Annotated in this window: 15 protein-coding genes; 7 read left to right on the plus strand and 8 right to left on the minus strand. The window is 75.3% G+C overall.

Annotated elements, in window-relative coordinates; translation table 11 throughout:
- Nucleotides 1-38 precede the first annotated feature (38 nt).
- Both VKK44_RS08060 and VKK44_RS08065 read left to right on the plus strand, forming a co-directional pair.
- Nucleotides 39-2,654 (plus strand): nitrate- and nitrite sensing domain-containing protein, encoded by a 2,616-nt coding sequence (locus VKK44_RS08060; protein ID WP_343446221.1) that lies wholly within the window; start codon nucleotides 39-41, stop codon nucleotides 2,652-2,654.
- Nucleotides 2,651-3,073, plus strand: a complete 423-nt coding sequence (locus tag VKK44_RS08065) for a roadblock/LC7 domain-containing protein (RefSeq protein ID WP_458351622.1) — start codon at nucleotides 2,651-2,653, stop codon at nucleotides 3,071-3,073. The genes VKK44_RS08060 and VKK44_RS08065 overlap by 4 nt, the downstream gene beginning before the upstream one ends.
- A gap of 43 nt (nucleotides 3,074-3,116) precedes the next feature.
- Here VKK44_RS08065 and VKK44_RS08070 read toward each other — a convergent pair whose 3' ends face one another.
- The gene (locus VKK44_RS08070) at nucleotides 3,117-4,607 is read right to left on the minus strand and encodes a GH1 family beta-glucosidase (RefSeq protein WP_343446223.1); all 1,491 of its coding nucleotides are present in this window, start codon (nucleotides 4,605-4,607) and stop codon (nucleotides 3,117-3,119) included.
- Nucleotides 4,608-5,444: 837 nt separating this feature from the next.
- Here VKK44_RS08070 and VKK44_RS08075 point away from each other — a divergent pair.
- From VKK44_RS08075 to VKK44_RS08085, 3 genes are all read left to right on the plus strand, one after another.
- Entirely contained in the window at nucleotides 5,445-8,342 is a 2,898-nt protein-coding gene (locus VKK44_RS08075; RefSeq protein WP_343446224.1) for a glycoside hydrolase family 48 protein, read from the plus strand.
- 346 nt (nucleotides 8,343-8,688) lie between these two features.
- Nucleotides 8,689-9,570 carry a phosphatase PAP2 family protein gene (locus VKK44_RS08080; protein WP_343446225.1) on the plus strand — a complete coding sequence of 294 codons (882 nt, stop codon included), beginning with the start codon at nucleotides 8,689-8,691 and terminating at the stop codon, nucleotides 9,568-9,570.
- Nucleotides 9,571-9,578: 8 nt separating this feature from the next.
- Entirely contained in the window at nucleotides 9,579-10,250 is a 672-nt protein-coding gene (locus VKK44_RS08085; protein ID WP_343447711.1) for a maleylpyruvate isomerase N-terminal domain-containing protein, read from the plus strand.
- Between the two features lie 291 nt (nucleotides 10,251-10,541).
- On the opposite strand, the gene VKK44_RS08090 is transcribed toward VKK44_RS08085, so the two are convergent.
- A complete protein-coding gene (locus VKK44_RS08090) occupies nucleotides 10,542-11,426 on the minus strand; it encodes a DUF1028 domain-containing protein (RefSeq protein WP_343446226.1) in 885 nt (294 codons plus the stop codon).
- Nucleotides 11,427-11,532: 106 nt separating this feature from the next.
- Nucleotides 11,533-12,744, minus strand: coding sequence for a low temperature requirement protein A (locus tag VKK44_RS08095; protein WP_343446228.1), 1,212 nt, complete (start codon nucleotides 12,742-12,744; stop codon nucleotides 11,533-11,535).
- A gap of 144 nt (nucleotides 12,745-12,888) precedes the next feature.
- Between VKK44_RS08095 and VKK44_RS08100 the strand changes: the two genes are divergently transcribed.
- A complete protein-coding gene (locus VKK44_RS08100; protein ID WP_343447712.1) occupies nucleotides 12,889-13,869 on the plus strand; it encodes an LLM class F420-dependent oxidoreductase in 981 nt (326 codons plus the stop codon).
- A gap of 1 nt (nucleotide 13,870) precedes the next feature.
- Nucleotides 13,871-14,671 carry an SDR family oxidoreductase gene (locus VKK44_RS08105; protein WP_343446229.1) on the plus strand — a complete coding sequence of 267 codons (801 nt, stop codon included), beginning with the start codon at nucleotides 13,871-13,873 and terminating at the stop codon, nucleotides 14,669-14,671.
- Between the two features lie 74 nt (nucleotides 14,672-14,745).
- On the opposite strand, the gene VKK44_RS08110 is transcribed toward VKK44_RS08105, so the two are convergent.
- The 5 genes from VKK44_RS08110 to VKK44_RS08130 form a co-directional block, all read right to left on the minus strand.
- Nucleotides 14,746-17,022 (minus strand): DUF3488 and transglutaminase-like domain-containing protein, encoded by a 2,277-nt coding sequence (locus tag VKK44_RS08110; RefSeq protein ID WP_343447713.1) that lies wholly within the window; start codon nucleotides 17,020-17,022, stop codon nucleotides 14,746-14,748.
- Nucleotides 17,019-18,173, minus strand: a complete 1,155-nt coding sequence (locus VKK44_RS08115; protein WP_343446230.1) for a DUF58 domain-containing protein — start codon at nucleotides 18,171-18,173, stop codon at nucleotides 17,019-17,021. Before VKK44_RS08115 ends, VKK44_RS08110 begins: the two co-directional genes overlap by 4 nt.
- Before the next feature lie 2 nt (nucleotides 18,174-18,175).
- On the minus strand, nucleotides 18,176-19,171 hold the full coding sequence (locus tag VKK44_RS08120) for an AAA family ATPase (RefSeq protein ID WP_181569257.1): 996 nt from the start codon (nucleotides 19,169-19,171) through the stop codon (nucleotides 18,176-18,178).
- Nucleotides 19,172-19,197: 26 nt separating this feature from the next.
- Nucleotides 19,198-21,825 carry a fibronectin type III domain-containing protein gene (locus VKK44_RS08125; RefSeq protein WP_458351623.1) on the minus strand — a complete coding sequence of 876 codons (2,628 nt, stop codon included), beginning with the start codon at nucleotides 21,823-21,825 and terminating at the stop codon, nucleotides 19,198-19,200.
- 143 nt (nucleotides 21,826-21,968) lie between these two features.
- Nucleotides 21,969-22,811 carry a fibronectin type III domain-containing protein gene (locus tag VKK44_RS08130; protein ID WP_343447715.1) on the minus strand — a complete coding sequence of 281 codons (843 nt, stop codon included), beginning with the start codon at nucleotides 22,809-22,811 and terminating at the stop codon, nucleotides 21,969-21,971.
- Between the last annotated feature and the right edge of the window lie 935 nt (nucleotides 22,812-23,746).

Raw genomic sequence — 23,746 nt, forward strand, 5'->3', positions numbered from 1 at the left:
CGCTCCCCGGCGTGGTGGAGTCGGACGAGGAGGCAAGTGTGGGCGCAGGTCCCGACCCGGTTCGCGGCGCGGCCCCACCGCCGCACCGGCGGCGTTCCGGGTTCCGCCTGCGGGACTGGCGGCTGGGCACCAAGCTCGCCACGGTGCTGGTGATCCCCTCGGTGGCGTTCCTGGTCCTGGCCGGCGTGCAGACCCGGGGGCTGGTGGGGCAGACCACGGCGCTGAGCGACTTCGCCGAGCAGGTCGGCATCGGCCGGCAGATCACCGCCGTGGTCGACCGGCTCCAGCAGGAGCGCGACCGTTCCGCCGGTGAGCTGGCCGCGTTGCGCCGGTCCGGCACCGGCGCCGACCGGGACGCCGCGGTCGCCGCGCTGCGGCCGTTGCAGGAGGCCACCGACCGGGCGGTGGACGAGCTGCGGACCGCGGCCGAGCCACTGGCCGACGCCGACGCCGCCTGGCAGGTCTCCTACTCGGAGGCGCTGGAGGCGTACGACCAGGTGGTGAACATCCGGGCCGCGGTGCCGCCGGCGGTGCTCTCCGGCGACACCGTGCTCGGCACCTACCACCGGGCCGTCGCGGCGCTGCTCAACCTGCTGGCCGAACCGTCGCCGGGGGACGGGCAGCGGGCGCTGACCGAGGCGGTGCTGCGGTACGTGCAGCTGGCCCGCGTCAAGGAGCTGTCCTCGCGGATCCGCGCCGAGCTGTACGCCGCCGCCCGCGCCGGCCGGTACGAGCCGGACGACCAGGTGACGCTCAGCGACCTGCGGGCCCAGCAGCTCACCGCGCTGGGTGCGTTCCGGGTGGCGGCGACCGCCGAGCAGATCCGTCGCTACGACCAGACGTCGGTCGACCCGGCCTTCGTCACGGCCACCCGGCTGGAGGAGCGGACCCTGCCCGCCGGCGAGGCGACGCCGGCGGTGCTGTCCGCGCCGCAGTGGTGGGCGGCCACCGAGCAGCGGCAGGAGCTGTTCCGCCAGCTCGAGAGCGAGATCGTCGACGACGCGGTGAGCCGGGCCGACGACGCGAGCGTCCGGCAGCTACGCGAGACGTTGCTGGTGGCCGGCGGCATCGTCGCGGTGCTGCTGGTCGCCGTGCTCATCTCGCTGCTGGTTGGCCGGTCGGTGGCCCGGGCGATGCGCCAGTTGCGCGGCCAGGCGTTGCGCATCGCGCAGGTGGAGCTGCCGATGACGCTGGAGCGGCTGCGCGTGATGAACCGTCCGGTGGACCGGATCGACGTGCCACCCGCGGTGATCGACTCCCAGGACGAGCTCGGCGAGCTCGCCGAGGCGTTCGTGGCGGTGCACCGCAGCGCGGTGGACGTCGCGGTCGAGCAGGCGATGATGCGCCGCAACGTGAACGCCATGTTCGTCAACCTGGCCCGGCGCAGTCAGGTGCTGGTCGAGCGGCAGTTGGAGCTGCTCGACGACCTGGAGCGCGAGGAGAGCGACCCGGACCAGTTAGAGAACCTGTTCAAGCTGGACCACCTCGCCGCCCGGATGCGGCGCAACGACGAGAGCCTGCTGGTGCTCGCCGGCACCGAGTCGACCCGGCGGTGGAACCGCCCGGTGGGGCTGGGCGCGGTGCTGCTGGCGGCGAGCGCGGAGATCGAGCAGTACCAGCGGGTGCGTCACGAGAACCGTGCCGGCCTGCACGTGGTCGGGCACGCCGTCGGTGACCTGGTGCACCTGTTCGCGGAGCTGCTGGAGAACGCCACCGCGTTCTCCCGTCCGGAGACGGCGGTGCGGGTCGTGGTCGAGTCGGACGGCCCGGGCGCGCTGGTGGAGATCGTGGACCGGGGGCTCGGCATGAGCCAGGCCGCGCTGGCCGAGGCGAACGCGGTGCTGGCCGAGCCGCCGGCGGCCGACGTGTCCGCCTCCGAGCGGATGGGCCTGTTCGTGGTGAGCCACCTGGGCGCCCGGCACGGGGTGCGGGTGCAGTTGCGCGCCGGCCGGGAGGGCCTGGTGACCCGCGTCCGGATCCCGGCCCACCTGCTGGCCGAGGCGCCCGCGCCGGGGCTGGACCCGCCGGTGCCGGCGCGGATGTTGAGCGGCCAGGTCGCCGCGGCGTCCCGCGCGCTCGGCGCGGCCACCGCCGAGCTGCCGGTGGCCGGTCGGCACCCGGTGTCGCCGCTGCTCCGGCCGCAGCCGGGTCCGTCGCCGCATTCGGGCCAGTCACCGCCGCCGGGCCGGCCGCCGCAGCCGGCGCTGCCGGTGTCGCCGCTGACCGGCCGGCCGCTCGGCGACGTGCCGGAGGCCGCGCCGTCCGGCCCGCCGGCGTCCGCCGTCCCGCGGCCCCGGCCGGTGCCCGGCCGGGCCGAGGACGTGCTGGCGCCGGCCGCCGGTCCGGCGGCCGGTGGCGGCTGGTTCACCCGGCAAGGTCCGACGTCGTCGGTGCTCGGTGTGACGCCGGCGCCGGCCCGGACGCCGGTCACCGGGGGGACCAACGAGCGTGGCCTGCCGGTACGCGTGCCGATGGCCCAGCTCGCCGCGGTGTCCTCGCCCGCCGGGCCGGACCGCGCGGCGGTACGGCACGAGCCGGACCCGGACGCGGTGGGCGGTATGCTGTCCCGCTTCTACGGCGGGGTACGACGGGCCGAGGCTGAGGAGACGACCGAGATGTACCTGCCGCGCGACGAAGGGGGACGACGACAGTGACGACGTTGAGCCAGGAGGCACGGGACCTGAGCTGGCTGGTGACCGCGTTCGCCGAGCGGGTTCCCGGCGTGGCGCACGCCGTGGTGGTGTCCTCCGACGGGCTGCTGGTGGCGATCTCCGCGCATCTGCCCCGGGACCACGCGGACAAGCTCGCCGCGGTGACGTCGGGGCTGATGAGCATCACCGCGGGCGCGGCCCAGATGTTCGACGGCGACATCGTCAAGCAGACCGTGGTCGAGATGGGTCGCGGCTACTTCCTGGTGATGCAGATCCGGGACGGTTCGATCCTGGCGACGCTGGCCGGCGGCGACGCCGACATCGGCGTGGTCGGCTACGAGATGGCGCGGCTGGCCAAGCAGGCCGGCGAGATGCTCACCCCGGCGCTGCGGGCCGAGCTGCAACAGGCGCTGCCGCGTTGACCGGACACCCGGCCGGCGACGTCGCCGGCCGGGCCGCGCCCGCCTAGAGTCCGTTGCGGCGGATCACGTCGCGGTACCAGTGGGCGCTGCGCTTGAACAGCCGCCGCTGGGTCGGGTAGTCCACGTAGATCAGGCCCCAGCGCTCCTCGTACCCCTCGTTCCACTCGAAGTTGTCCATCAGCGACCAGACGTGGTAGCTCTCCAGCGGCACCCCGTCCCGGATGGCCCGGTGGGCGACGGCGAGGTGGTCGCGCAGGAAGGCGATCCGGCCGGCGTCGTCGATGGTGCCGTCCGGGCCGGGGGCGTCCGGGCAGGGCAGGCCGTTCTCGGTGATGGTGATCGGCACCCGGCCGTAGTCGCGGGTGACCCGGGTCAGGGTGTCGTACAGGCCCTCGGGGTAGATCTGCTGCCAGTCGGCCTCGGAGGTGGGCCACTTCCGGACCGTGTCGCCGCTGCCGGTGACGTAGATCGGGGTGTAGTACTGCACCGCGAGCAGGTCCACCGGGCTGGAGATGATCTTCAGGTCGCCGTCCCGGATGCCCCGGGCCATCCGGCTGTCCGGTCCCAGGTCGGCCAGCACGTCCTGCGGGTATGCGCCCTTGAAGACGGAGTCGAGGTAGAGGCGGTTCTCGTAGCCGTCGTAGAGCGTGGTCGCGGCGGCGGCCTCGGCGCTGTCGTCGGCCGGGTAGCACGGGTGCAGGTTGAGCGCCGGGCCGATCCGGCCGGGCATGCCGGAGGCGCGCAGCGCCTGCACGGCGAGGCCGTGGGCGAGTTGGAGGTGGTGGGCGACCAGGTACGCCGCCGCCGGGTCCTGGTGGCCGGGGGCATGGTGCCCGGTGAGGTAGCCGTTCTGCACCACGGTCTTCGGTTCGTTGATGGTCAGCCAGACCGGCACCCGCTCGCCGAGCGCGCGGAACACGACGTCGGCGTAGTCGGCGAAGCGCTCGGCGGTGTCGCGGTTCTCCCAGCCGCCGTCGTCCTGGAGGGCCTGGGGGAGGTCCCAGTGGAACAGCGTGGCCATCGGCGCGATGCCCCGCTCGTGCAGGCCGTCCACGATCCGGCGGTAGAAGTCGAGGCCGCGCTGGTTCGGGCGGCCGGAGCCGTCGGCCTGGATGCGCGGCCAGGAGATGGAGAACCGGTAGCTGCGCAGCCTGAGGTCGCGCATCAGGTCGAGGTCCTGGGCGTACCGGTGGTAGTGGTCGGCCGCGACGTCGCCGGTGTCGCCGTTGCGGGTGCGCCCCGGGGTGCGGCTGAAGGTGTCCCAGACGGACTCACCCCGCCCGTCCTCCTTGGCGGCCCCCTCGATCTGGTACGCCGAAGTCGCCGCGCCCCAGCCGAAGTCGGGCGGGAAGCGCAGCCCGCGGTCCAGCTCCGAGTCGGTGCGGCGCTCGGGCGGGCTGTCGCAGCCGCCGAGTGCGGTGGCGGCGGCGACCCCGGCCGCGGTGGCGCCGGCGAGCCCGGTCCGGGCCGCGCCGGCCGCGGTCGCGGACAGGGCGGCGCGGCGGAGCAGGCGCCGTCGGGTGAGTAACGACATGAGGCTTCTCCTCGAAGTGACGGGCCGCCCGGGGCCGGGAGCGCTCCCAGCATAGGCCGGAGGCGGCCGGCCTCGAATCCGGCGGTCGCGGCGCGGGCGGCGGCGCGGCCGGCGGGCGGCCGGAGTGGGGTGGGCGGGTGTCGCTCGGGGGCTGGGGCGAGCGGCGAGGGTGGAGCGGATAGCGAGAAAGGCCGTCCGGGTGGCGTGTCACGCCTGTCCCGTCGGCCTCTTTTGCCGTCGACAACGGGGGTTTAGTGTGGGGACGGGGGAGGGCAACCCCCGTCCCCACCGAGATGCACACACGCACGATTGGGAATTGGCGTCCGTCGTGCGTGTCGCGCGGGAGCCGGGCCACGCGAGTGGCTCTGGTTCCACCTCCCTCCATCTGGCGGGTGATGGCCGGCGGCGGCGTCCGGGCTGGTTCGCCGCCGGCCACTGGGCCGGTACGCCGGGCACGGGTGTCCCCGGCGATTCAGTACTTACATCTCCGTCGATGGAAGCGCTCCCATCGGCGATGCTGCGACTGTAACGCCCGTCACGGCTTTGTGAAAGACCCTAAACGAGATCGAAACATGGACGTGGGTATCTGCCCTGGCCATTGTGGTGGGAGCGCTTCCATGGCACACTCTCGTCACGCGACGAGGAGCCAACCCCCGCGAGCGCGGGCCGCCGAGGGCACCCGGACATCCGGTGCGGCGCCCCGATTCCCGGCACGACCGGGACGACCACCTTTCCGGACGCCTCCGTCCCCCCGCGTACGCCCGTCGACGCGTGGAGGCGCCCCGCCGGGGCCCCGGCCCCGGCCCGGTCCGAGGAGACACCGCCCAGATGAGACTCATGGCCAGACGTCGCCGCACGGCGATGCTCGCCGCCACCGCCCTCGCCATCGGCGGGGTGACCCTGCCCGCGAGCGCTGCCCAGGCCGCCCCCGCCTGCGACGTGACCTACGCGACCAGCGAGTGGAGCAACGGGTTCACCGCCACCGTCACCATCAAGAACCTGGGTGACGCGCTGAACAACTGGTCGCTGAAGTTCGCGTTCCCGAACAGCAGCCAGCGCGTGACGCAGGGCTGGTCGGCCAAGTGGACCCAGAGCGGCAGCGACGTGACCGCGACCAACGAGTCGTGGAACGGCAGCCTGCCCACCGGCGCGTCCACCAGCATCGGCTTCAACGGCGCGTTCAGCGGCAGCAACCCGAAGCCCACCGCGTTCACCCTCAACGGTGTCGCCTGCAACGGCGCCTCCAGCAACCAGCCGCCGTCGGTCTCCCTCGGCGTGCCGACCGGCCCGTTCACCGCGCCGGCGGACGTCCCGCTCACCGCGACCGCCAGCGACGCCGACGGCACCATCAGCAAGGTCGAGTTCTACCGCAACGGCCTGCTGGTCAACACCGACACCACCGCGCCGTACGGCTACGACCTGCTGGGCCTGCCGGCCGGCAGCTACACCGTGCAGGCCAAGGCGTACGACAACGCCGGCGGCACGGCGATCGCGGAGAAGTCCTTCACGGTCGGCGCGGCCACCGGGCCGAGGCTGGTCGCCACCCCGTCGGCGGTCAGCGTCGACGAGGGCGGCAGCACCAGCGTCCGGTACACGCTCAGCTCGGCGCCCACCGCCAACGTCCCGGTGACCCTCGCCGTCACCGGTGACAGCGACATCACCGTGTCGCCGAGCACGCTGACGCTCACGCCGAGCAACTGGAGCACCGGCGTCACCGCCACCGTCTCGGCCGCGGAGGACGCGGACACGGTCGGCGGCACCGCCACCATCGCCGCGTCGGCCACCGGCGTCGCGTCGGTCTCGGTGGTCGCCACCGAGATCGACAACGACTCCCCGGGCGGCGACAACGCCTACATCAAGAAGTTCCTCGACCAGTACGGCAAGATCAAGAACTCGGGTTACTTCAGCCCCGAGGGCGTGCCGTACCACTCGGTCGAGACGCTGATCGTGGAGGCGCCCGACCACGGGCACGAGACCACCTCCGAGGCGTTCAGCTTCTGGATCTGGCTGGAGGCCCAGTACGGCCGCGTCACCCAGAACTGGAGCCCGTTCAACAACGCGTGGACCGTGATGGAGAAGTACATCATCCCCAGCCACGCGGACCAGCCCACGGCCGGCTCGCCGGGCACCCCGCAGTACGCGGCCGAGCACAACCTGCCCAGCCAGTACCCGTCGGCGCTGGAGGCCAGCGTCCCGGTCGGCCAGGACCCGCTGCGCTCGGAGCTCCAGTCCACCTACGGCACCGGTGACATCTACGGCATGCACTGGCTGCTCGACGTCGACAACACCTACGGCTACGGCCGGTGCGGCGACGGCACCACCCGGCCCGCGTACATCAACACCTTCCAGCGGGGCACCCAGGAGTCGGTGTGGGAGACCGTGCCGCAGCCGTCCTGCGACACGTTCAAGCACGGCGGCCAGTACGGCTACCTCGACCTGTTCGTCAAGGAGTCCAACGCCCCGGCCAAGCAGTGGAAGTACACCAACGCGCCGGACGCCGACGCGCGCGCCGTGCAGGCCGCCTACTGGGCGCTGACCTGGGCCAAGGCGCAGGGCAAGGAGGCCGACGTGGCGGCCACCGTGGCGAAGGCCGCCAAAATGGGCGACTACCTGCGCTACTCGCTGTTCGACAAGTACTTCAAGAAGATCGGCAACTGCGTCGGCGCGTCCGCGTGCCCGGCCGGCAGCGGCCGTGACTCGGCGCACTACCTGCTCTCCTGGTACTACGCCTGGGGTGGCGCGTACGACACGTCGCAGAACTGGTCGTGGCGGATCGGCTCCAGCACCAGCCACTTCGGCTACCAGAACCCGTTCGCGGCCTGGGCGATGACCAACGTCCCGGAGCTGAAGCCGAAGTCGCCGACCGCGGTCTCCGACTGGCAGAAGAGCATGGACCGGCAGCTCGAGTTCTACACCTGGCTCCAGTCCGCCGAGGGCGGCATCGCCGGCGGCGCCACCAACAGCTGGGAAGGCAACTACGGCACGCCGCCGGCCGGCACCGCCACCTTCTACGGCATGTTCTACGACGTCGACCCGGTCTACAACGACCCGCCGTCGAACCAGTGGTTCGGCATGCAGGCCTGGTCGATGCAGCGCATCGCCGAGCTGTACCTCCAGACCGGCAACGCCAAGGCCAAGGCGCTGCTGGACAAGTGGGTCCCGTGGGCGATCGCCAACACCACCACGGGCACCAACTGGTCGATCCCGTCGGACATGAAGTGGACCGGCCAGCCGGCCAACTGGAACCCGAGCAGCCCGCAGCCGAACTCCAACCTGCACGTCGAGGTGACGGTCAAGGGTCAGGACGTCGGCGTCGCCGCCGCCTACGCCCGCACGCTCATCGCGTACGCGGCCAAGTCCGGCAACACCGCGGCGAAGACCACCGCCAAGGGCCTGCTGGACGCGCTCTCGGCGGCCTCCGACAGCAAGGGCGTCTCGATGCCGGAGAAGCGCGGCGACTACAAGCGCTTCGACGACGTCTACAACGCCGCCGACGGTCAGGGCCTCTACATCCCGCCGGGCTGGACCGGGAAGATGCCGAACGGCGACGCCATCGCCGCCGGCAAGAGCTTCCTGGACATCCGGTCCTTCTACAAGAAGGACCCGGACTGGCCGAAGGTGCAGGCGTACCTGGACGGCGGCGCCGAGCCGGTCTTCAACTACCACCGGTTCTGGGCGCAGGCGGACGTCGCCATGGCGTACGCCGACTACGGGACCTACTTCCCGCAGGGATGAAATGACGACTCCTCCGTGGGCGGGTGAGGCCCTGCCCACGGAGGAGGTCGACCCGGCCGATGGGGGAACGGAGCGGCCGGGTCGGCGGACGGCCTGACGCCCACGGTCAGGCCGGGTGGGCCGGCCGTCCGGCCGACGCAGCGGACGGACCGGCCCACCACTCCGCCCGGGGCGACCCATGGCGCGAAAAGGCACCGAAAAATCAGCGCTCCACGGGATCACATCCGTGGCGCGGACGGAGTAACGTGTTTGACGGAGAGGCCGCTCCCCCCGTGGCGGCCTCTCCACTATTTTTTTGCGGGTCCTCCACCGCGCGCCGCACCGGCCCGACCGCTAAGTTGTCCGGGTGCGGGAGACGGCGAGGGGTTGGACGGCGGTCTGGTTGGTCGTACTGGCCTTGATCCAGACGGCCGCGTTTCTGGTGGTGTGGCGATTCGCCGTGCACACCGAGCTGGGGCAGTGGCTCGACACGGTCGCCCTGACCGGCAACCAGATCGGCCAGGACCGGGTCGACGGGCCGGTGAACACCCTCCTCAACGCCATGTCGGTGGTGTCGCTGCTGGCCGCGACCGCGGTGATCGGCTTCATCGCGCTGATCCGGGGCCGTAAGGCGCTCGCCGTCACCGCGACGCTGCTGATCGCCGGCGCGAACGCCAGCACCCAGGTGCTCAAGTACGTCCTCACCCGACCCGAGTTCGGCGTCGACCCGGAGCGGGCCGCCGCCGGCAACAGCCTGCCCAGCGGGCACACCACGATCGCGGCCTCGGTGGCGGTCGCCCTGATCCTGGTGCTGCCCCGGCAGTTGCGGGTGGCGGGCGCGTTCCTCGGCGCCGGCTACGCCGCCGCCGCCGGGGTGGCCACGCTCTCCGCCGGCTGGCACCGACCCAGCGACGCGGTCGCCGCGTACCTGCTGGTCGGCGCCTGGGCCGCGGTGGCCGGGCTGGTGCTGCTGGTCTTCCAGCGGGAGCGGGCCGTGGTGGAGCCCGGCGACGCGCACCGGCTGGCCGCCGCCGTGCTCGGAATCGGCGGCGCGGTGGCGATGCTGGCCTCCGCGTTGGCGTTGTCCTGGCTGGTGGACCGGTCCACCGTCGCCGTCGAGGAGCTCGGCCGCCGTCCGCTGTTCATCGGGTACGCGGGCAGCGCGGCCGGCATCGCCGGCACGATCGCCGTGGTGGCCGCGCTGGTGCTCGCCCTGGTGCACCGGCTGGTGCCCCGGTGGAAGGGCTGAGGCGCCCGATGGAGCCGGTCCGGGCCGCGTTCCGCGACGAGTGCGAGCGGCTGGAGCGGGTGCTGCACGGGCTCGACGGGGCGGCGCTGGACCGTCCCACCCCGTGCCCGCCGTGGCGGGTCCGGGACCTGCTGGCCCACGTACGCGCCGGCGCCGGCCGGCTGGCCGGGATGCTCGCCGAGCCCGCGCCGCCACGGGCCGAGGTGACCGCCGCCGGGTACTTCGGCGCGGCCAAGTTCGCACCCGCCGTCGACCGGGACCGGATCGACGCGGCCCGGACTGCGGCCCGGGAACTGCCCGACGCGACCGAGGTGGCACGGGAGTTCGGGCGGGCCTGGCGGGCCACGGACGCGGCGGTGGCCGCCGAACCGCCGGACCGGGTGGTGCGCACCCGGCACGGTGACGCGATGGCGCTGACCGAGTTCCTGCGTACCCGCGTGGTGGAGGTCGCGGTGCACGGCCTCGACCTGGCCGACGCGCTGGACCGGCCGCCGTGGACCGCCCCGACCGCGGCGGCCGTGGTGGTCGACGTGCTCACCGCCGGCCGGCCGGTGCCGGACCGGCTCGGCTGGGACGCGCTCACGGTGCTGCGCAAGGCCACCGGCCGACTGCCGTGCACCGACGCGGAGCGGGCGGCGCTGGCGGCGGCCGGCATCCGCCGCCTCGCCTTCGGCGGCTGAGCCGGCCGCCCGGCCACCGACGCCGGCCGCCGGGCCACCGACGCCGGCCGCCGGGCCACCGACGCCGGCCGCCGGGCCACCGACGCCGGCCGCCGGGCCACCGACGCCGGCCGCCGGGCCACCGACGCCGGCCGCCGGGCCACCGACGCCGGCCGCCGGGCCACCGACGCCGGCCGCCGGGCCACCGACGCCGGCCGCCGGGCCACCGACGCCGGCCGCCGGGCCACCGACGCCGGCCGCCGGGCCACCGACGCCGGTCGCCCGGTTCCGTCGGCATCCGGCCGGGGCGGGTCAGCCGGCTGCCGGCGCCGCTCCGGCGGTTCCGCCGGCCGCCGACCGGCCGGCCGCACCGCGCCGCAGGTGGTCCAGCACGATCGGGTCGATCCGGCCCGGCACGAAGCGTTCCTCCAGGTTCTCCAGGCCGGACCAGGCGGCGAGCGCGTCGTCCAGGCCGGCCGGGCCGACCGGGTGCCCGGCGGCGGCGAGCAGCTCCGCCACCTCGACGGCGAGCGGGCCGGTGAGGTCGCGCAGGCTGGCCGGGTCGGGACGGCCGAAGATCATGGTGTGCAGGCCGAGCAGGCGGCGCAGCTCGGCGACCGGGTCCGGATGGTCGTCCACCCGCAGGTCGACCAGCTCGTCACCGGTGCCGGCGTAGCCGCCGTGGCGCTGCACCACCAGCAGCGCGGCGCTCTGCCGGCCGCGCCGGTCGCCGCCGGCCCGGTCCCCGGCGGCCAGCGCGGCGAGCAGTCGCTGCGGGAACGGCAGGTCGGTGCCGGTGAGCCAGGCGTCGCGCAGCGCGTCGATCACCTGCGGGCCGGTCAGGATGTTGCCCTGCGCGGCCCACCCGTCACCGGCCTGCCCACCGGCCCAGGGATGGCAGCGCGGCCCCGTCCAGGTGGCCCCCGCGCCGGCGGCCCCGACCACGGCGAGCTGCCGGTCGTCGCGCCCCGGGTCGGCGGCGACCAGACCGGCCACCGTGTCGGCGGCGGTGACGCCGGTACGCAGCAGCACCAGCGCCTGCGCCCGGTAGGCGAGGTTGGCGTGCGCCTGGGTGGCGACCGCCCCCACCCGCGCCTCGGCGGCCGGCACCAGCGCCCCGGCGGCGAGGAACCGGCTGGCCACGGCCACGCCGTGCAGGTGCCCGTCGGCGGAGCGGGCGACGAGCGAGAACGTCACGCGCGGATCGTAGCCCGGCGGCGGGCGTGGCGTCCCCCCACCGGCGGGAGGCGTCGGGCGCGGTCGGCACGGCGGCGCGGGCGACCGGAACGGGGCGCGGACGCGGTCAGAACGGCGACGCGGGCGCCTCCGGCGGGCGGCCCCAGGCGCGGCGGACGTCGGCCACCGCCACCGCCGCCAGCACCACGACCGCGTACCCGGCCGCCACCAGCAGCGGGATGCGCACCAGCAGCGGTACGGCCAGCACCAGCGCGACGATCGCCACCAGCCGGGACGGCGAGACCCGGCCGAACACCTCGTACTCGAAGCGGGCCCGGCCGGCCAGGAACAGCGCCGGCCCGCCCAGGACCATGGCGAGCCACGCCAGTTCGTTGTGCCCGGTGGGGTGCTCGATGGCCAGCTCGTAGCCGATCGCGGTGACCACCACGCCGATCACCATGACCATGTGGGTGTCGGCGGCGGAGCGCCCGATGGTGGCCGGATGCTCGGCCCCGGTCACCGCCTCGCCGAGGATCTGCCCGGCCCGCTGCACGTAGATCCGCCACAACAGCACGGACGTCGCCAGGGCGGCGGAGAACGCGACGATGCTGGGCCAGCCGCTCGGCGAGCGGGTGAACGTCAGGCCGGCGACCAGGATCGTCTCGCCGATCGCCACCAGATAGAACTGCTGGTACCGCTCGGCGAGGTGCCGGCCGTGGATGTCCCACCGGGAGATCGTCGAGCGGCCCAGGCCCGGCACCGGCCAGCCGAACCGGTTGCCGAGATACTCCACCAGCAGCGCCGCGCTCCAGAGCACCACCCGGGGGTTGGTGGGCAGCACCGCGCCGGCGAGCCACAGCACCGCGGAGACGCAGTACGTGATCAGCATCCGCAGCTTCAGCCGGCGGTACTGGAGTCGGCGCAGCACCAGCAGCAGGATCGCCGATCGGCCGACGCTCGCCACCACGTACGCGACGGCGAACGGCAGCCCGGTCGAGGTGAACGCGCGGGGGATCGCCACCCCCATCACCATCGCCGACACCAACGCGGTGACCACGATGACCTGCAACCACAGGTGGTACGGGTCGTACCGGCTGGTGGTCCACGCGGTGCCCTGCCAGAGCATCCAGAGCGCGATCAGCAGCAGCAACGTCTTCCCGCCGCCGGTCACCGCCTCCCAGTTGGTCTTGCCTCTCTCCAACGCCAGGTCCTCGAAGGCGCGCGCGGAGATCCGGGTCAGCGCGAACACGTAGACCAGATCGAAGAAGAGCTCCAGGAACGTGGCCCGGCCCCGGTCGTCGTCGTCCGAGCGCAGGGTGGCCGGCTCGGCGGTCCTCACCGCCGACTCCCGCCCTCGATCGCGTCCACCCGGCAGTCGTAACACTCTTCGCGGCCGTCGCGGCGCGGATCGTGCGGATCACCCCCTGATCTTGCTCCGGCGGTGCCGGGCGGGCACGATCGACGGGTGACGAACCGATGGGGCATGACCGTGCCGCTGGACGGCATCCCGCTCGCCGAGCACGCCGAGGTCTACGCGACGCTGGACCGGGCCGGCTTCACCGACGTCTGGTCGTCGGAGGTGGCCGGCACGGACGCGTTCACCCCGCTCGCGCTCGCCGCCGCCTGGGCGCCCCGGCTGCGCCTCGGCACCGCGATCACCCCGGTCTTCACCCGGGGGCCGGCGCTGCTGGCGATGAGCGCCGCCGCGCTGGCCGAGGCCGCGCCGGGCCGCTTCGCGCTGGGCGTCGGCGCGTCCTCGCCGGTGCTGGTGCGGGACTGGAACGCGGTGCCGTTCGACGAGCCCTACCGGCGCACCCGCGACGTGCTGCGGTTCCTGCGGGCGGCGCTGCGCGGCGAGACCGTCGACGGGGCGTACGACACGTTCGCAGTCCGGCGGTTCACGCTGGAACGCCCGCCGGCCGTGCCGCCGCCGGTGCTGCTGGCCGCGCTGCGCCCCGGCATGCTGCGGCTCGCCGCCGCCGAGGCCGACGGGGTGATCCTGAACTGGCTCGCCGCCGACGACGTGCCGACCGCGCTCGCCGAGCTGGGGGAGCGTCGCCCCGGCTTCCAGGTCGCCGCCCGGATCTTCGTCTGCCCCACCGAGGACGCCGCCTACGCCCGCGCGCTGGGCCGCCGCCTGATCACCGGCTATCTCACCGTGCCCGCGTACGCCGCCTTCCACCGCTGGCTCGGCCGGCAGGAGACGCTCGGGGAGATGTGGCGGGCCTGGGCGGCGGGGGACCGGCGCGGCGCCGCCGCCGCGGTGCCCGACGACGTGGTCGACGCGCTGGTGCTGCACGGCTCGCCCGAGCGGTGCGTGGCCTCTGCCCGCCGGTACGCCGCGCAGGGCGTCGACGTGCCGGTGTTGGCGGTGCTGCCCACCCCGGAGACGACCGGGGGCGGCGCGGCGGCCTGGGCCGACCTGCTGCCCCGGCTCGGGGCCGGCGCCGAGGACGGGAGCTGAGATGAACCTGACCGACCGGGTGGTGGTGATCACCGGCGGGGCCGGTGGCATCGGCGCGGCGCTGGGCCGCCGCTTCGCCGCCGAGGGCGCCGCCGCCGTGGTGCTCGCCGACCTGGCCGCCGACGCGGCCCGCGCGGCGGCCGACGCGATCGGCCCGGTGGCCTCCGGCGTCGGGCTGGACGTCACCGACGAGGCGGCGGTCCGCGCGCTCGTCGACGAGACCGAACGCCGCCACGGCCGGATCGACCTGTTCTGCGCCAACGCCGGGGTCGCCACCGGCGGCGGCCTCGACGCGCCCGACGCCGACTGGGACCGGGCCTGGCGGGTCAACGTGCTCGGCCACCTGCACAGCGCCCGCGCGGTGCTGCCGGGCATGCTGCGCCGGGGGCAGGGCCACCTGCTGCTCACCTGCTCGGCGGCGGGCCTGCTGACCGCCGTCGGGGACGCGCCGTACACGGCCACCAAGCACGCGGCGGTCGGCCTCGCCGACTGGCTGGCGATCACCTACCGGGACGCCGGCATCCGGGTCAGCGCGCTCTGCCCGCAGGGCGTGGACACCCCGATGCTCGCCGACGGGCTCGCCGAGGGACACCTCGGCGCGCGGGTGATCGCCGCGTCCGGCGCGATCCTCACCCCGGACCAGGTCGCCGACGCGGTCGTCGCCGGGCTGGCCGAGGAACGCTTCCTCATCCTGCCCCACCCGGAGGTGGCCGACTTCGCCCGCCGCCGTGCCGAGGACCCGGACGGCTGGCAGGCCGGCCTCCGCAAACTCGTCCGCAAGCTACGCGCCGCCGGCTCCTGACCGGCCGCACGGCTCCCGCTCCGGGCGCGTCCGCGCGTCGCCGTCCCGGTCGGCAACCGGCGTGCGTGCGGGCGTCAGCGCCGCCAACGCAGCGGGCCCGGGTGGACCCGCCACCACAACCGCCGCCAGCGTGGCCGGGCGTCGCGCAGCGACTCGCCGTACGCGGTGACCAGCGCCGCCGCCCGGTCCGCCTGCTGCCCGGTGGTGCTGCCCGGGGCGAAAGCCACCTGGTTGACCAACCCGGCCAGCTCGTCGACCCCGCCGCCGGAAGCCTCCGCGCCGGCCGATGCGCCGGTCGCCGCACGGGCCTCGGCGAGCGTCCCACGGGCCCGCTCGGCCACCTCGGCCGCCGCCAGGTCCGACCCGGCCGGGCGGCCGGCCAGCCGCAGCGCGTCGGTCAGCTCCCGCCAGGCGCCGGCGACCCGCTCGCCGGGCGCACCCCGGTCCAGCCGGGACCGGCTCAACCGGCGGCGCGACATGGCCAGCGCCGCCAGCAGCGCGCCGACCACCAGCAGCAGGCCGCCGACGCCGCCGCCCACCAGCACCGGCGTACCCGGACCGCCGCGGACCCGGTCCGGCGCGGACGCGGCGGCCGGGGCAGAGGCCGAGGGCTGCCCGGTCGGCGCCGGGACCTCCGACGGCGGCGGCTCCTCCGGCTGCGGCCGGAAGTCCTCCTCCACCGGGCGGGGCGCGGAGTCCGGACGCGGCATCGGGTCGAACGGCACCCACCCGACGCCGTCGAACAGCACCTCCGGCCAGGCGTACGCGTCGGCGGCCCGCACCGGCCCGTCCGCCTTCGGCGCGAACCCGACCACCACCCGGGTGGGCAGCCCGGCGAGCCGGCCGAGCACCGCGAACGCGGCGGCGAACTGCTCCGAGGTGCCCCGCTGCCCGCCGCCGTTACGCGGCCCGAACAGGAAGAACGTCAGATTCGGGTACGCGTGCCCGCTGGGCGCGTCGGCGGTCACCCGGTAGTGCTCGGCGAGGAACGTGGCGATCGCGTCGGCCCGCGCGTACGGGGCGCCGTTGGCCTCGGCGAGCTGGGTGGCCAGCCGCCGCAACTGCTCCGGTGCCCCGTCCGGCACCCGCAGCACCCGCGCCACCGCGTCGCCGGCCGGCACGTTCGCGGTGCTCACCAGGTTCACATCCGGGCGCTCCCGCACCGAGGACACGTCGTACCGCAGCCCCGGGGCGAGCCCCTCCGGGCGGATCAGCGTCCCGCTCGCCGGGTCGTACGCCACCCGCGCGCCACCCACCTCGCGCGGCGTCGGCACCGCCGGCAGCAGCCGCCCGGTCAGGTCGCCCACCGTGATCTCCTGGCGCACCGCCTCGGTGGTGGCCCCCGGCGCGGGCTCGACCGCCGGCAGGATCCGCCCCGCGTTGCGGTACGTGGCCCCGACCCGCCAGGTCACCCCGTCGTAGTCGCTGAGCACCGCCAACCGGATCCGCGGCGGCCCGCCCTCGGCCGGCCCGGCGACCGTACGCACGTCGAGCAGCCGCTGGTCCGGGTTCAACGCCCAGCCCGAGATCCGGATGAGCGGGTTCTCGTCCAGCGACTCCACCTGCGGCGGCTCCACGTAGCGGCGCGGGTCGACCGGACGCGCGTCGACCTGACCGGCGACCACCGGCGCGACCAGCGCGGCCAACGCCACCACCACGGCCAGACCGGCCGCGCTCGCGGCGGCCAGCCGGAGCCGCACCGCCGCGCGTACCGCCGGGGTGAGCCCGGCGACCGGGTCGGCGTCCGCCGCCGGGTCGGACCGGCGTCCCGGCGCCGCCAGGCCGGCCGCCGCCACGGCCGCGAACAGCACCGTCGGGCCGACCGCCGGCGCCGCGTTCGGCCCGACCACGTAGAGCGCGCCGGCGTAGAGCAGCGCCGGCGGCAGGTACCCGGCCAGCACCCGGCCGGCCCGCACCGCCACCTCGGCGGCGGTCAGCCCGGCCAGCCAGGCGGCCACCACCGGGACCAGCACGGTGTCCGGCGTCGGCTGCACCGGGATCATCGCGGTCAGCAGCCGGGGGATCGCGTTGCGGGCGGCGTCGGCGGCCACCTCGCCGAGCCCGCCGGGCAGCGCCGCGTGGCTCGCCGCCAGCCGCAGCGACAGCAGCGTCCAGCCGGCCAGGGCGACCACCGACAGCGGCGCCACCAGCCACGACGCCAGCCGCCGGGCGGCCACGCTCACCAACACCGAGCCGGCCGCCGCGCCGACCATCAACCGGGCCAGCAGCGGATCGGCGTACACCCGGCCCAACACCACGCCGGACAGCGCGACCAGCACGACCAACGCCACCGGCACCGGCGCCGCCCGCAGCCCCCGGACCGCCCATCCCCGCGCCGACGCCCCGGTCACCACCGGCGGATCCCGTCCCACTCGGCGGCGAACGCCGCGCCGTCGGCCGCGTCCAGCACCACCAGGCCCGCCGCGCCGGCCGCCGTCGGCGCCGACGCGCCGAACATCCCCACCACCACCGACGGGTACGCGCCGCGCAGCGCGCCGACGTGCCCCAGCTCGTCACCGGCGCCCGGCCCGGTGAGGAAGACGAGCGTGTCGCCGAGCCGGTCCTGGCGCAGCCGGCCCGCCGCCGCCGACAACACCTCCGGCCCGCCGCCGGCCAGCTCGACCGCCGCGAGACGATCCAACGGCCCGGCCACCCCGGCGGGCTCGGCCTCGGCCGGCGCGACCAGCAGCAGGTGCACCGGGAGGTCCTCCCGCACCGCCGCGGCCACCACCGACGCCGCCGCCTCGCACGCCGCCTCGAACGACTCCGCCACCCCGGCCACCCGGCCCGGATGGGCGGCCGACCGGTTGTCCAACACCACCACGATGCGCGGCAGGCTGGTGTCCACGTTCTCCCGCACCATCAGCTCGCCCACCCGCGCGCTGGTCCGCCAGTGCACCCGGCGCAACTCGTCGCCGACCACGTACTCCCGCAGCGAGTCGAACGTGATCGACCCGTGCGGCACGCTGTCGGTCCGCCCGTCCAGGCTGCGGCCGGCGCCGGTGGGCACCGCGGACATCGGGTGGATGCGCGGGTGCACCCACACCGGGACCGTGCCGCCGTAGCCACGCGCCAGCGCCACCAGCCCGAGCGGGTCCCGGCGCACCACCCGCAGCGGCCCGACCGGCACCACCCCCCGGCGGTGCGTCGGCACCGGGTAGCGCACCACCGTGTCCCGCCCCGGACGCAGCCGCAGCAGCGGCACCGGCACCAGCGCCCCGGCGCAGCGGTCCTCGGCGACCAGGTTCGCCGCCCGCAGCCGGCCGGTGTTGCGCACGGTCAGCTCCATCGCCGCCGGCTCGCCCCGGGCCACCCGGTCCGGGTCGGCCCGCCGCGCGACGGTCAACCGGGGCCGCCAGGCGGCGGTCACCCCGGCGTAGCCGACCGCGACGCCGGCCGCCGTGCCGAGCACGGTCAGCTCCGGGTACGCGTACCGGAAACCGACGCCGAGCAGCACCAGGGCGGCGACGAGCAGCCCGATCCCCCGGGCGGTGATCCCCACGCTCAGCCGTGCACCGGGGCGGGCTGGCCCGACGGCAGCGGCACCGGCACCGAGGCGACCGCCTGGCGCAGCACCTCAGCCGGCGTGACGCCCCGCACCTGCGCGTCCGGGGTGAGCAGCAGCCGGTGCGCGAAGACCGGCTCGACCAGCGCCTTCAGGTCCTCCGGCATGATCCAGCCCCGGCCGTCGATCAGCGCGTACGCGCACGCCGCCCGCGTCAACGCGATCACCCCGCGCGGACTCACCCCGACCCGCACCTGCGGATGGGTCCGGGTGGCCGCGGCCAGCCGCACCGCGTACGCGTACAGCGGCTCCGCGATGTGCACCCGCCGGGCCATCTTCACCATCTCACCGACCGTGGCGGTGTCGGTGACCGCGGTCAGCGAGTCGGGGGAGCGGACCGTGGCGCCGCGCAGCACCTCCACCTCGACCGCCTCGTCGGGGTAGCCGACGGAGAGCTTCACCAGGAACCGGTCGAGCTGCGCCTCCGGCAGCCGGTAGGTGCCGTCCATCTCCACCGGGTTCTGCGTGGCCACCACCAGGAACGGCTGTGGCACCGGGTGGCGTACGCCGTCCACGGTGACGGTCCGCTCCTCCATCACCTCCAGCAGCGCCGACTGGGTCTTCGGCGACGCCCGGTTGATCTCGTCGGCGATCACGATGTTCGCGAACACCGGCCCGGGGTGGAACTCGAAACCGCGGCTGGCCTGGTTGAAGATGGTCACCCCGGACACGTCCGAGGGAAGCAGGTCCGGGGTGAACTGGATCCGTCGCCACTCGCCCTTCACGGTGGCCGCCACCGCCCGCGCGAGCGTGGTCTTGCCGACCCCCGGCACGTCCTCCAGCAGCACATGTCCCTGCGCGAACAGCGCGGTCAGCGCCAGCCGGACCACCTGCGGCTTGCCCAGCACGACCGCGTTGACGTTGTCGGCCAGCCGGGCGGCCAGGGCGGCGAAGCCCTGCACCTCCGGCTGACTGAGCGGTTCGTGCGTGTTCACGGAGTGCCCTTCGAGAGAGATCGCGGTCAGCAGCCGGGCAGCAGGTTGAGGTCGTCGCCGCCCTCCAGGTTGAGCCAGGCCCACGGGATGTAGGTCCGGCCCTTGTAGTCGACCTGGATCCACCAGTTGCTCTGCTTGTTGTTGTTGTAGATCCAGGCGTCCACGTTCTCGCCCTTCGCCTTGCAGTACGCGCGCAGCCGGTGGCCGTCCGGCACCCAGCCGGCCTGGCGGTCGTCGTCCTGCCGGGTGACCTCGAAGATCTCGTTGCCGTTGCGGCCCGAGACGTCCTTGTCGCAATACGTCCGCTGGTCGCCGTCCGGGCCGTTCTTGCAGGTGGCGACGCCGTAGAGCGGGTCGGTGGTCTGGGCGCGGGTGGCCGTGCCCTTGCCGGCGGCGTTGCTCGCGGTCAGCGTCACCGAGTACGCCGTGCCCGGCGTCAGCCCGGTCACCCGCAGGCTCGCACAGCTCCCGCCGGCCGACTTGCCGCCGGTCGCGGCCGTGCAGGTGGCCTTTCCGCCACCGGCGTCCACGGTGAACGTCACCGTCACCGACGTGGCGTCGGCCGACGAACCGGTCACCGTGATCCGGGGCGCGGCCACGGTGCGCGCCGTGGTGCTGGCCTCCGCGCCGGCGCCGGCCTCGTTGACGGCCTTGACCTTCACTGTCACGTTCTGGCCGTCGCCGAGCCCGCCCACGGTGGCCCGCACGTCGGTCACCTCGACCGACTTCCCGCCGGCCTCCACCACGTACTTCGTCACCGGGCGGCCGTTCTCCACCGCCGGCGACCACTGCACCGCGATGGTGCCGGGCTGGTCGGCCACCGTGGACGCGCGCAGCTCGGTCGGCGCCTTCGGCACGGTGAACGGCACCACCGTGTTGCTCACCGGCGACGCCTTCGACCCGGCGCCCTTGTCGCTGACCGCGGTCACCGTGAACGCGTACTGGGTGCCGTACTCCAACTGCCCGGCCGGCACCACCAGCTCCGGCTTCGGCGACTCACCGGCCGGGGCGCTCGCGCCGGCCGACGTCGCGGTCACCGCGTACCTGGCGACCTTGTTGCCCTGGCCGTTGGCCTCGGGCCAGCTCACCCGGACCGTGCCGTCGGGGCGTGCCTCGGCGGTCACCGCGGTCGGTGGGTCCGGCACCTCGGCGGTCGGCACGACCGGGTTGCTGCGGCGCGCCGGACCGTCGCCCTTGGCGTTCACCGCGTGCACCGAGAACGTGTACGTCTCGCCGTTGGTCAGGCCGGTGATCTCCAGCGCGCGCTGGTTCGCGCCCACCTGGTGGGTCTGGCCGGCGCCCTCCACCACGTACCTGGTGATCTCGGCGCCGTTGGACGCGGCGGCCTGCCAGCTCACCCGCGCCGACGCGTCGCCGGCGGCGGCGGTGACCGACTTCGGCGCGCCCGGCCTGCTCACCTTCGGCTTCTTCGGCGGGGGCGGCGGCGGGGGAGCCGGCGGCGGGTCACCACCGAGCACGTCGTTGGCGTACTTGTCCACCTCGCGCACCCGGTTGCGGTCGTCGACCACCTGCGCGGTGGACGAGTCGGGCGGGTTGATGAACAGGTGGTTCTCGCGGACCTCCAGCTCCACCGGGCCCGGCCGGCCGGCGCCCTTGATCGTCTCCACCAACTGCCCGCCGGCGTCGAACGAGTAGACCGTGCCGGTGCCCTCGTCGGCGACGTAGAACCGACCCGCCCAGGCGACCGCCGGGCTGAGCCGGGCGCCCTCGCCGGGCACCGTGAACCGCTTCACCTCGGCCCCGTCGCGCACCACGTGCACCGACCGGTCACCCGGGACGGTGACCGGCACCTGCGGCCCGCTGGTCCGCGTCGGCAGGCTGCCCGGCGCGGTCATGGTCAGGCCGGCCCGCCGCGTCCGGCCGCCGCTGACCGTCACCAGCGACGCGGAGGTGCGGTCCAGCACCGCCACGCCCTCGTCCAGCGTGGACACCACCAGCTCGTGCGCCGGCTCCGCCACCTCGTACGTCTCGACCCGCTTCGGGCTGAGCCCGCCGGCCGGCGCGTCACCCGGCGTGGCCGGCAGGTCGGCGGCGGTGACCGCCGAGACGGTGCCCTCGCTCGGCACCGCGATCCACAGCTTGCCCTCGCCGTCGAACGTTCCGCCGGTGATGCCCGGCGGGTAACGGACCGGCTCACCCACCGGCGTCAACGCCCGCGGGTCGAGCTGCCGGACGATGCCCTGCACCGCGTCCACCACGAACGCCTCGTCGTCGTGCAGCGCGACGCTCACCCCGAGCCCCGGCGCGGTCGGCGTGGTGGCGGTGATCTGCAACGTCGCCAGGTCCAGCGAGCTGACCTGACCGGTGTTCAGGTCCCGCAGGATCAGCAACCGGTCGGTCTGGGCGACCTGCGTCTGGTGCCGCCGCCCGCCGGGCACCTCCATCCGGGTGTCCACCCGGGCGGTGATGCCGTTGACCCGGGCCAACTCGCTGCGCGTGGTGCTCCACAGCCAGGACGAGGAGTCGAAGTTGGCCACCGCGTTGTCGGCCGCGCCCAGCCCGAGCACGGTCAGCCCCATCGCGGCCAGCAGCGCGGCCACGGTGCCGATGGTCACCAGCCCGCCGCGCATCCGCTTCCGGGGGCGGGCCGTCTCCGGCCCGGCGGTGCTCGTGACGTCCTCGATGGTGGTCACAGCCGGCTGCCTTCCCGTCGGTGGAGGAGGGCGCCGCGCGTGGTAGACCCTCCCCAGAGCCGGGAGCCATCATAGGGGCCGGCCGGGGCAGGTGGAACCCGCACCGTCCCCCTGTGGACACCGAGCGTGTCCCCGGTGGTCGGTCAGTTCGGCGTGGCGCCGCCCTCCCGGTCCGTGCACACCTGACCCGACGTGGCGTACGAGTCGGTCGAGTAGACCGCCAGCACGGTGAAGCAGTAGTCCAACCGGGCGCTCAACCCGTTCACGGTGTACCGGGTCTGACCGGCGTCCACGGTGGCCATCACCCCGAGCTTCTGCCCGGCCCGGCCGCCGGCCACCACGAACGGCACCCCGCCGTTCGTCGGGTCGGTCCAGGTCACCGTGATCGTGGTGGTGTCGTCCCGCAGCCGCAGGTCACCCGGGGGCGGGCCAGTCACCTTCGGCTTCACCGCGCTGGGCGCGGCAGCGGGCGGCGCCGCGTCCCGGTTCAGCCACACCGCGCCCCCGCCGACCGCCGCCACCACCGCGAGCACCGCGCCGCCGACCACCAGGGCCAGCACCGTCCGGTTCCGGCCGCGCGACTCGGGCTCCACCGCCGCCGGGTACGCGGCCGGCTGGTGGAACGCCGGCGGCACCGGCGGCCAGACACCCTGCTCCGGGTACGCCGCCGGGTCCGGCCGGTCCGGCTCCGGGAAGTCCAGCAGCTCGTCGTGGACCGGCAGCGGCCGGCTTCCGCCCGGCATGTCGCCGTGGACGTCCCGGTGCACCTCCCCGGCGCGCTGGTGCACCTCCCCGGCGTCCCGGTGCGCCTCGGCCGGGCTCCGCTGCTCCTCGGTGACGCCCCGCTGCTCCTGGGCGGCGCTCCGCTGCTCCTGGGCGGCGCTCCGCTGCTCGTCGGTGGCGTCGACGATGTCCGGCCTCGGCTCGGAGCCGGGCTCGGCGACCGGCTGCGACGGGGCCACGCTGCTCCACGGCGGCGCGGTCATCCCCCACGGTGGCACCGGCGTACCACTGACCGGCGTACCACTGACGGGCGTACGACTGACGGGCGACCCCGGAGGGCCGCTCACGGGATGGCCGTGAGGCCCACCCATCGGCGGGGTGGGCGGTCCGCTCACCGGTCGGGTCGGTGATCCGCCGCCGGCGTGTGCGGGTGGCCCGCTCACCGGCGGGACCGGCGGGTACCCGGACGCGATCGGCCCGACGGCCGGACCCATCGACGCGGGTGGGCCGCTCACCGGGCGCGGGACCGTCGTGGGTGCGCTCGGTGGCGCGCTCACGGGCGGTCCGCTCACGGGCGGTCCGCTCACGGGCGGTCCGCTCACGGGCGGTCCGCTCACGGGCGGTCCGCTCACGGGCGGTCCGCTGACGGGCGTTCCGCCGACGGGACGCGTGACGGCCGACGCTCCGCTCGTCGGGGTGGCGGCGTCGGCCGAGGGTGCGGAGGCGGCGGCCTGCCGCTCCGCCTCCTCACGCAGCAACGGGCCGATCTGCTGCACCTGGATGGTCGGCTTGTCCCAGCCCGGGCCGGGCGTCACCGGGCCGGATCCGGGCCCGCCCGCCGTTGTGCCGGCCGGCTCGTCCGGCCGGTGTGCCGGCGCGGCCGGCGGCGGGGTTGCGGGCGTCCCCGCCGGGGCAGGAGCCGGGGCGAGCGGCCCGAACCCGGACGCCGCCGTCAGGGGTGTTGCCGATCTTGGTACGGGAGCGCCCTCGGAGGGGCGGGGCCGTACCAGGATCTCGGGGGAGGCCGGTGTATCCGGCATCGGGGCCGGGACGCGTGGCGCCGGCGGTGCGGGTGCCCCGGTGGACAAGGGTGCCGGTATCGCGACTGCCTCCGTGTCGGGCGGCGCGACGCCGGCCCCGGGGCCCGCCCACGGGGCCGGCGGCGACGGCCGGCGAGGCGGGGGGATGACCGGCGGCG

The organism is Micromonospora sp. DSM 45708 (assembly GCF_039566955.1).
Taxonomy (GTDB): Bacteria; Actinomycetota; Actinomycetes; order Mycobacteriales; family Micromonosporaceae; genus Micromonospora.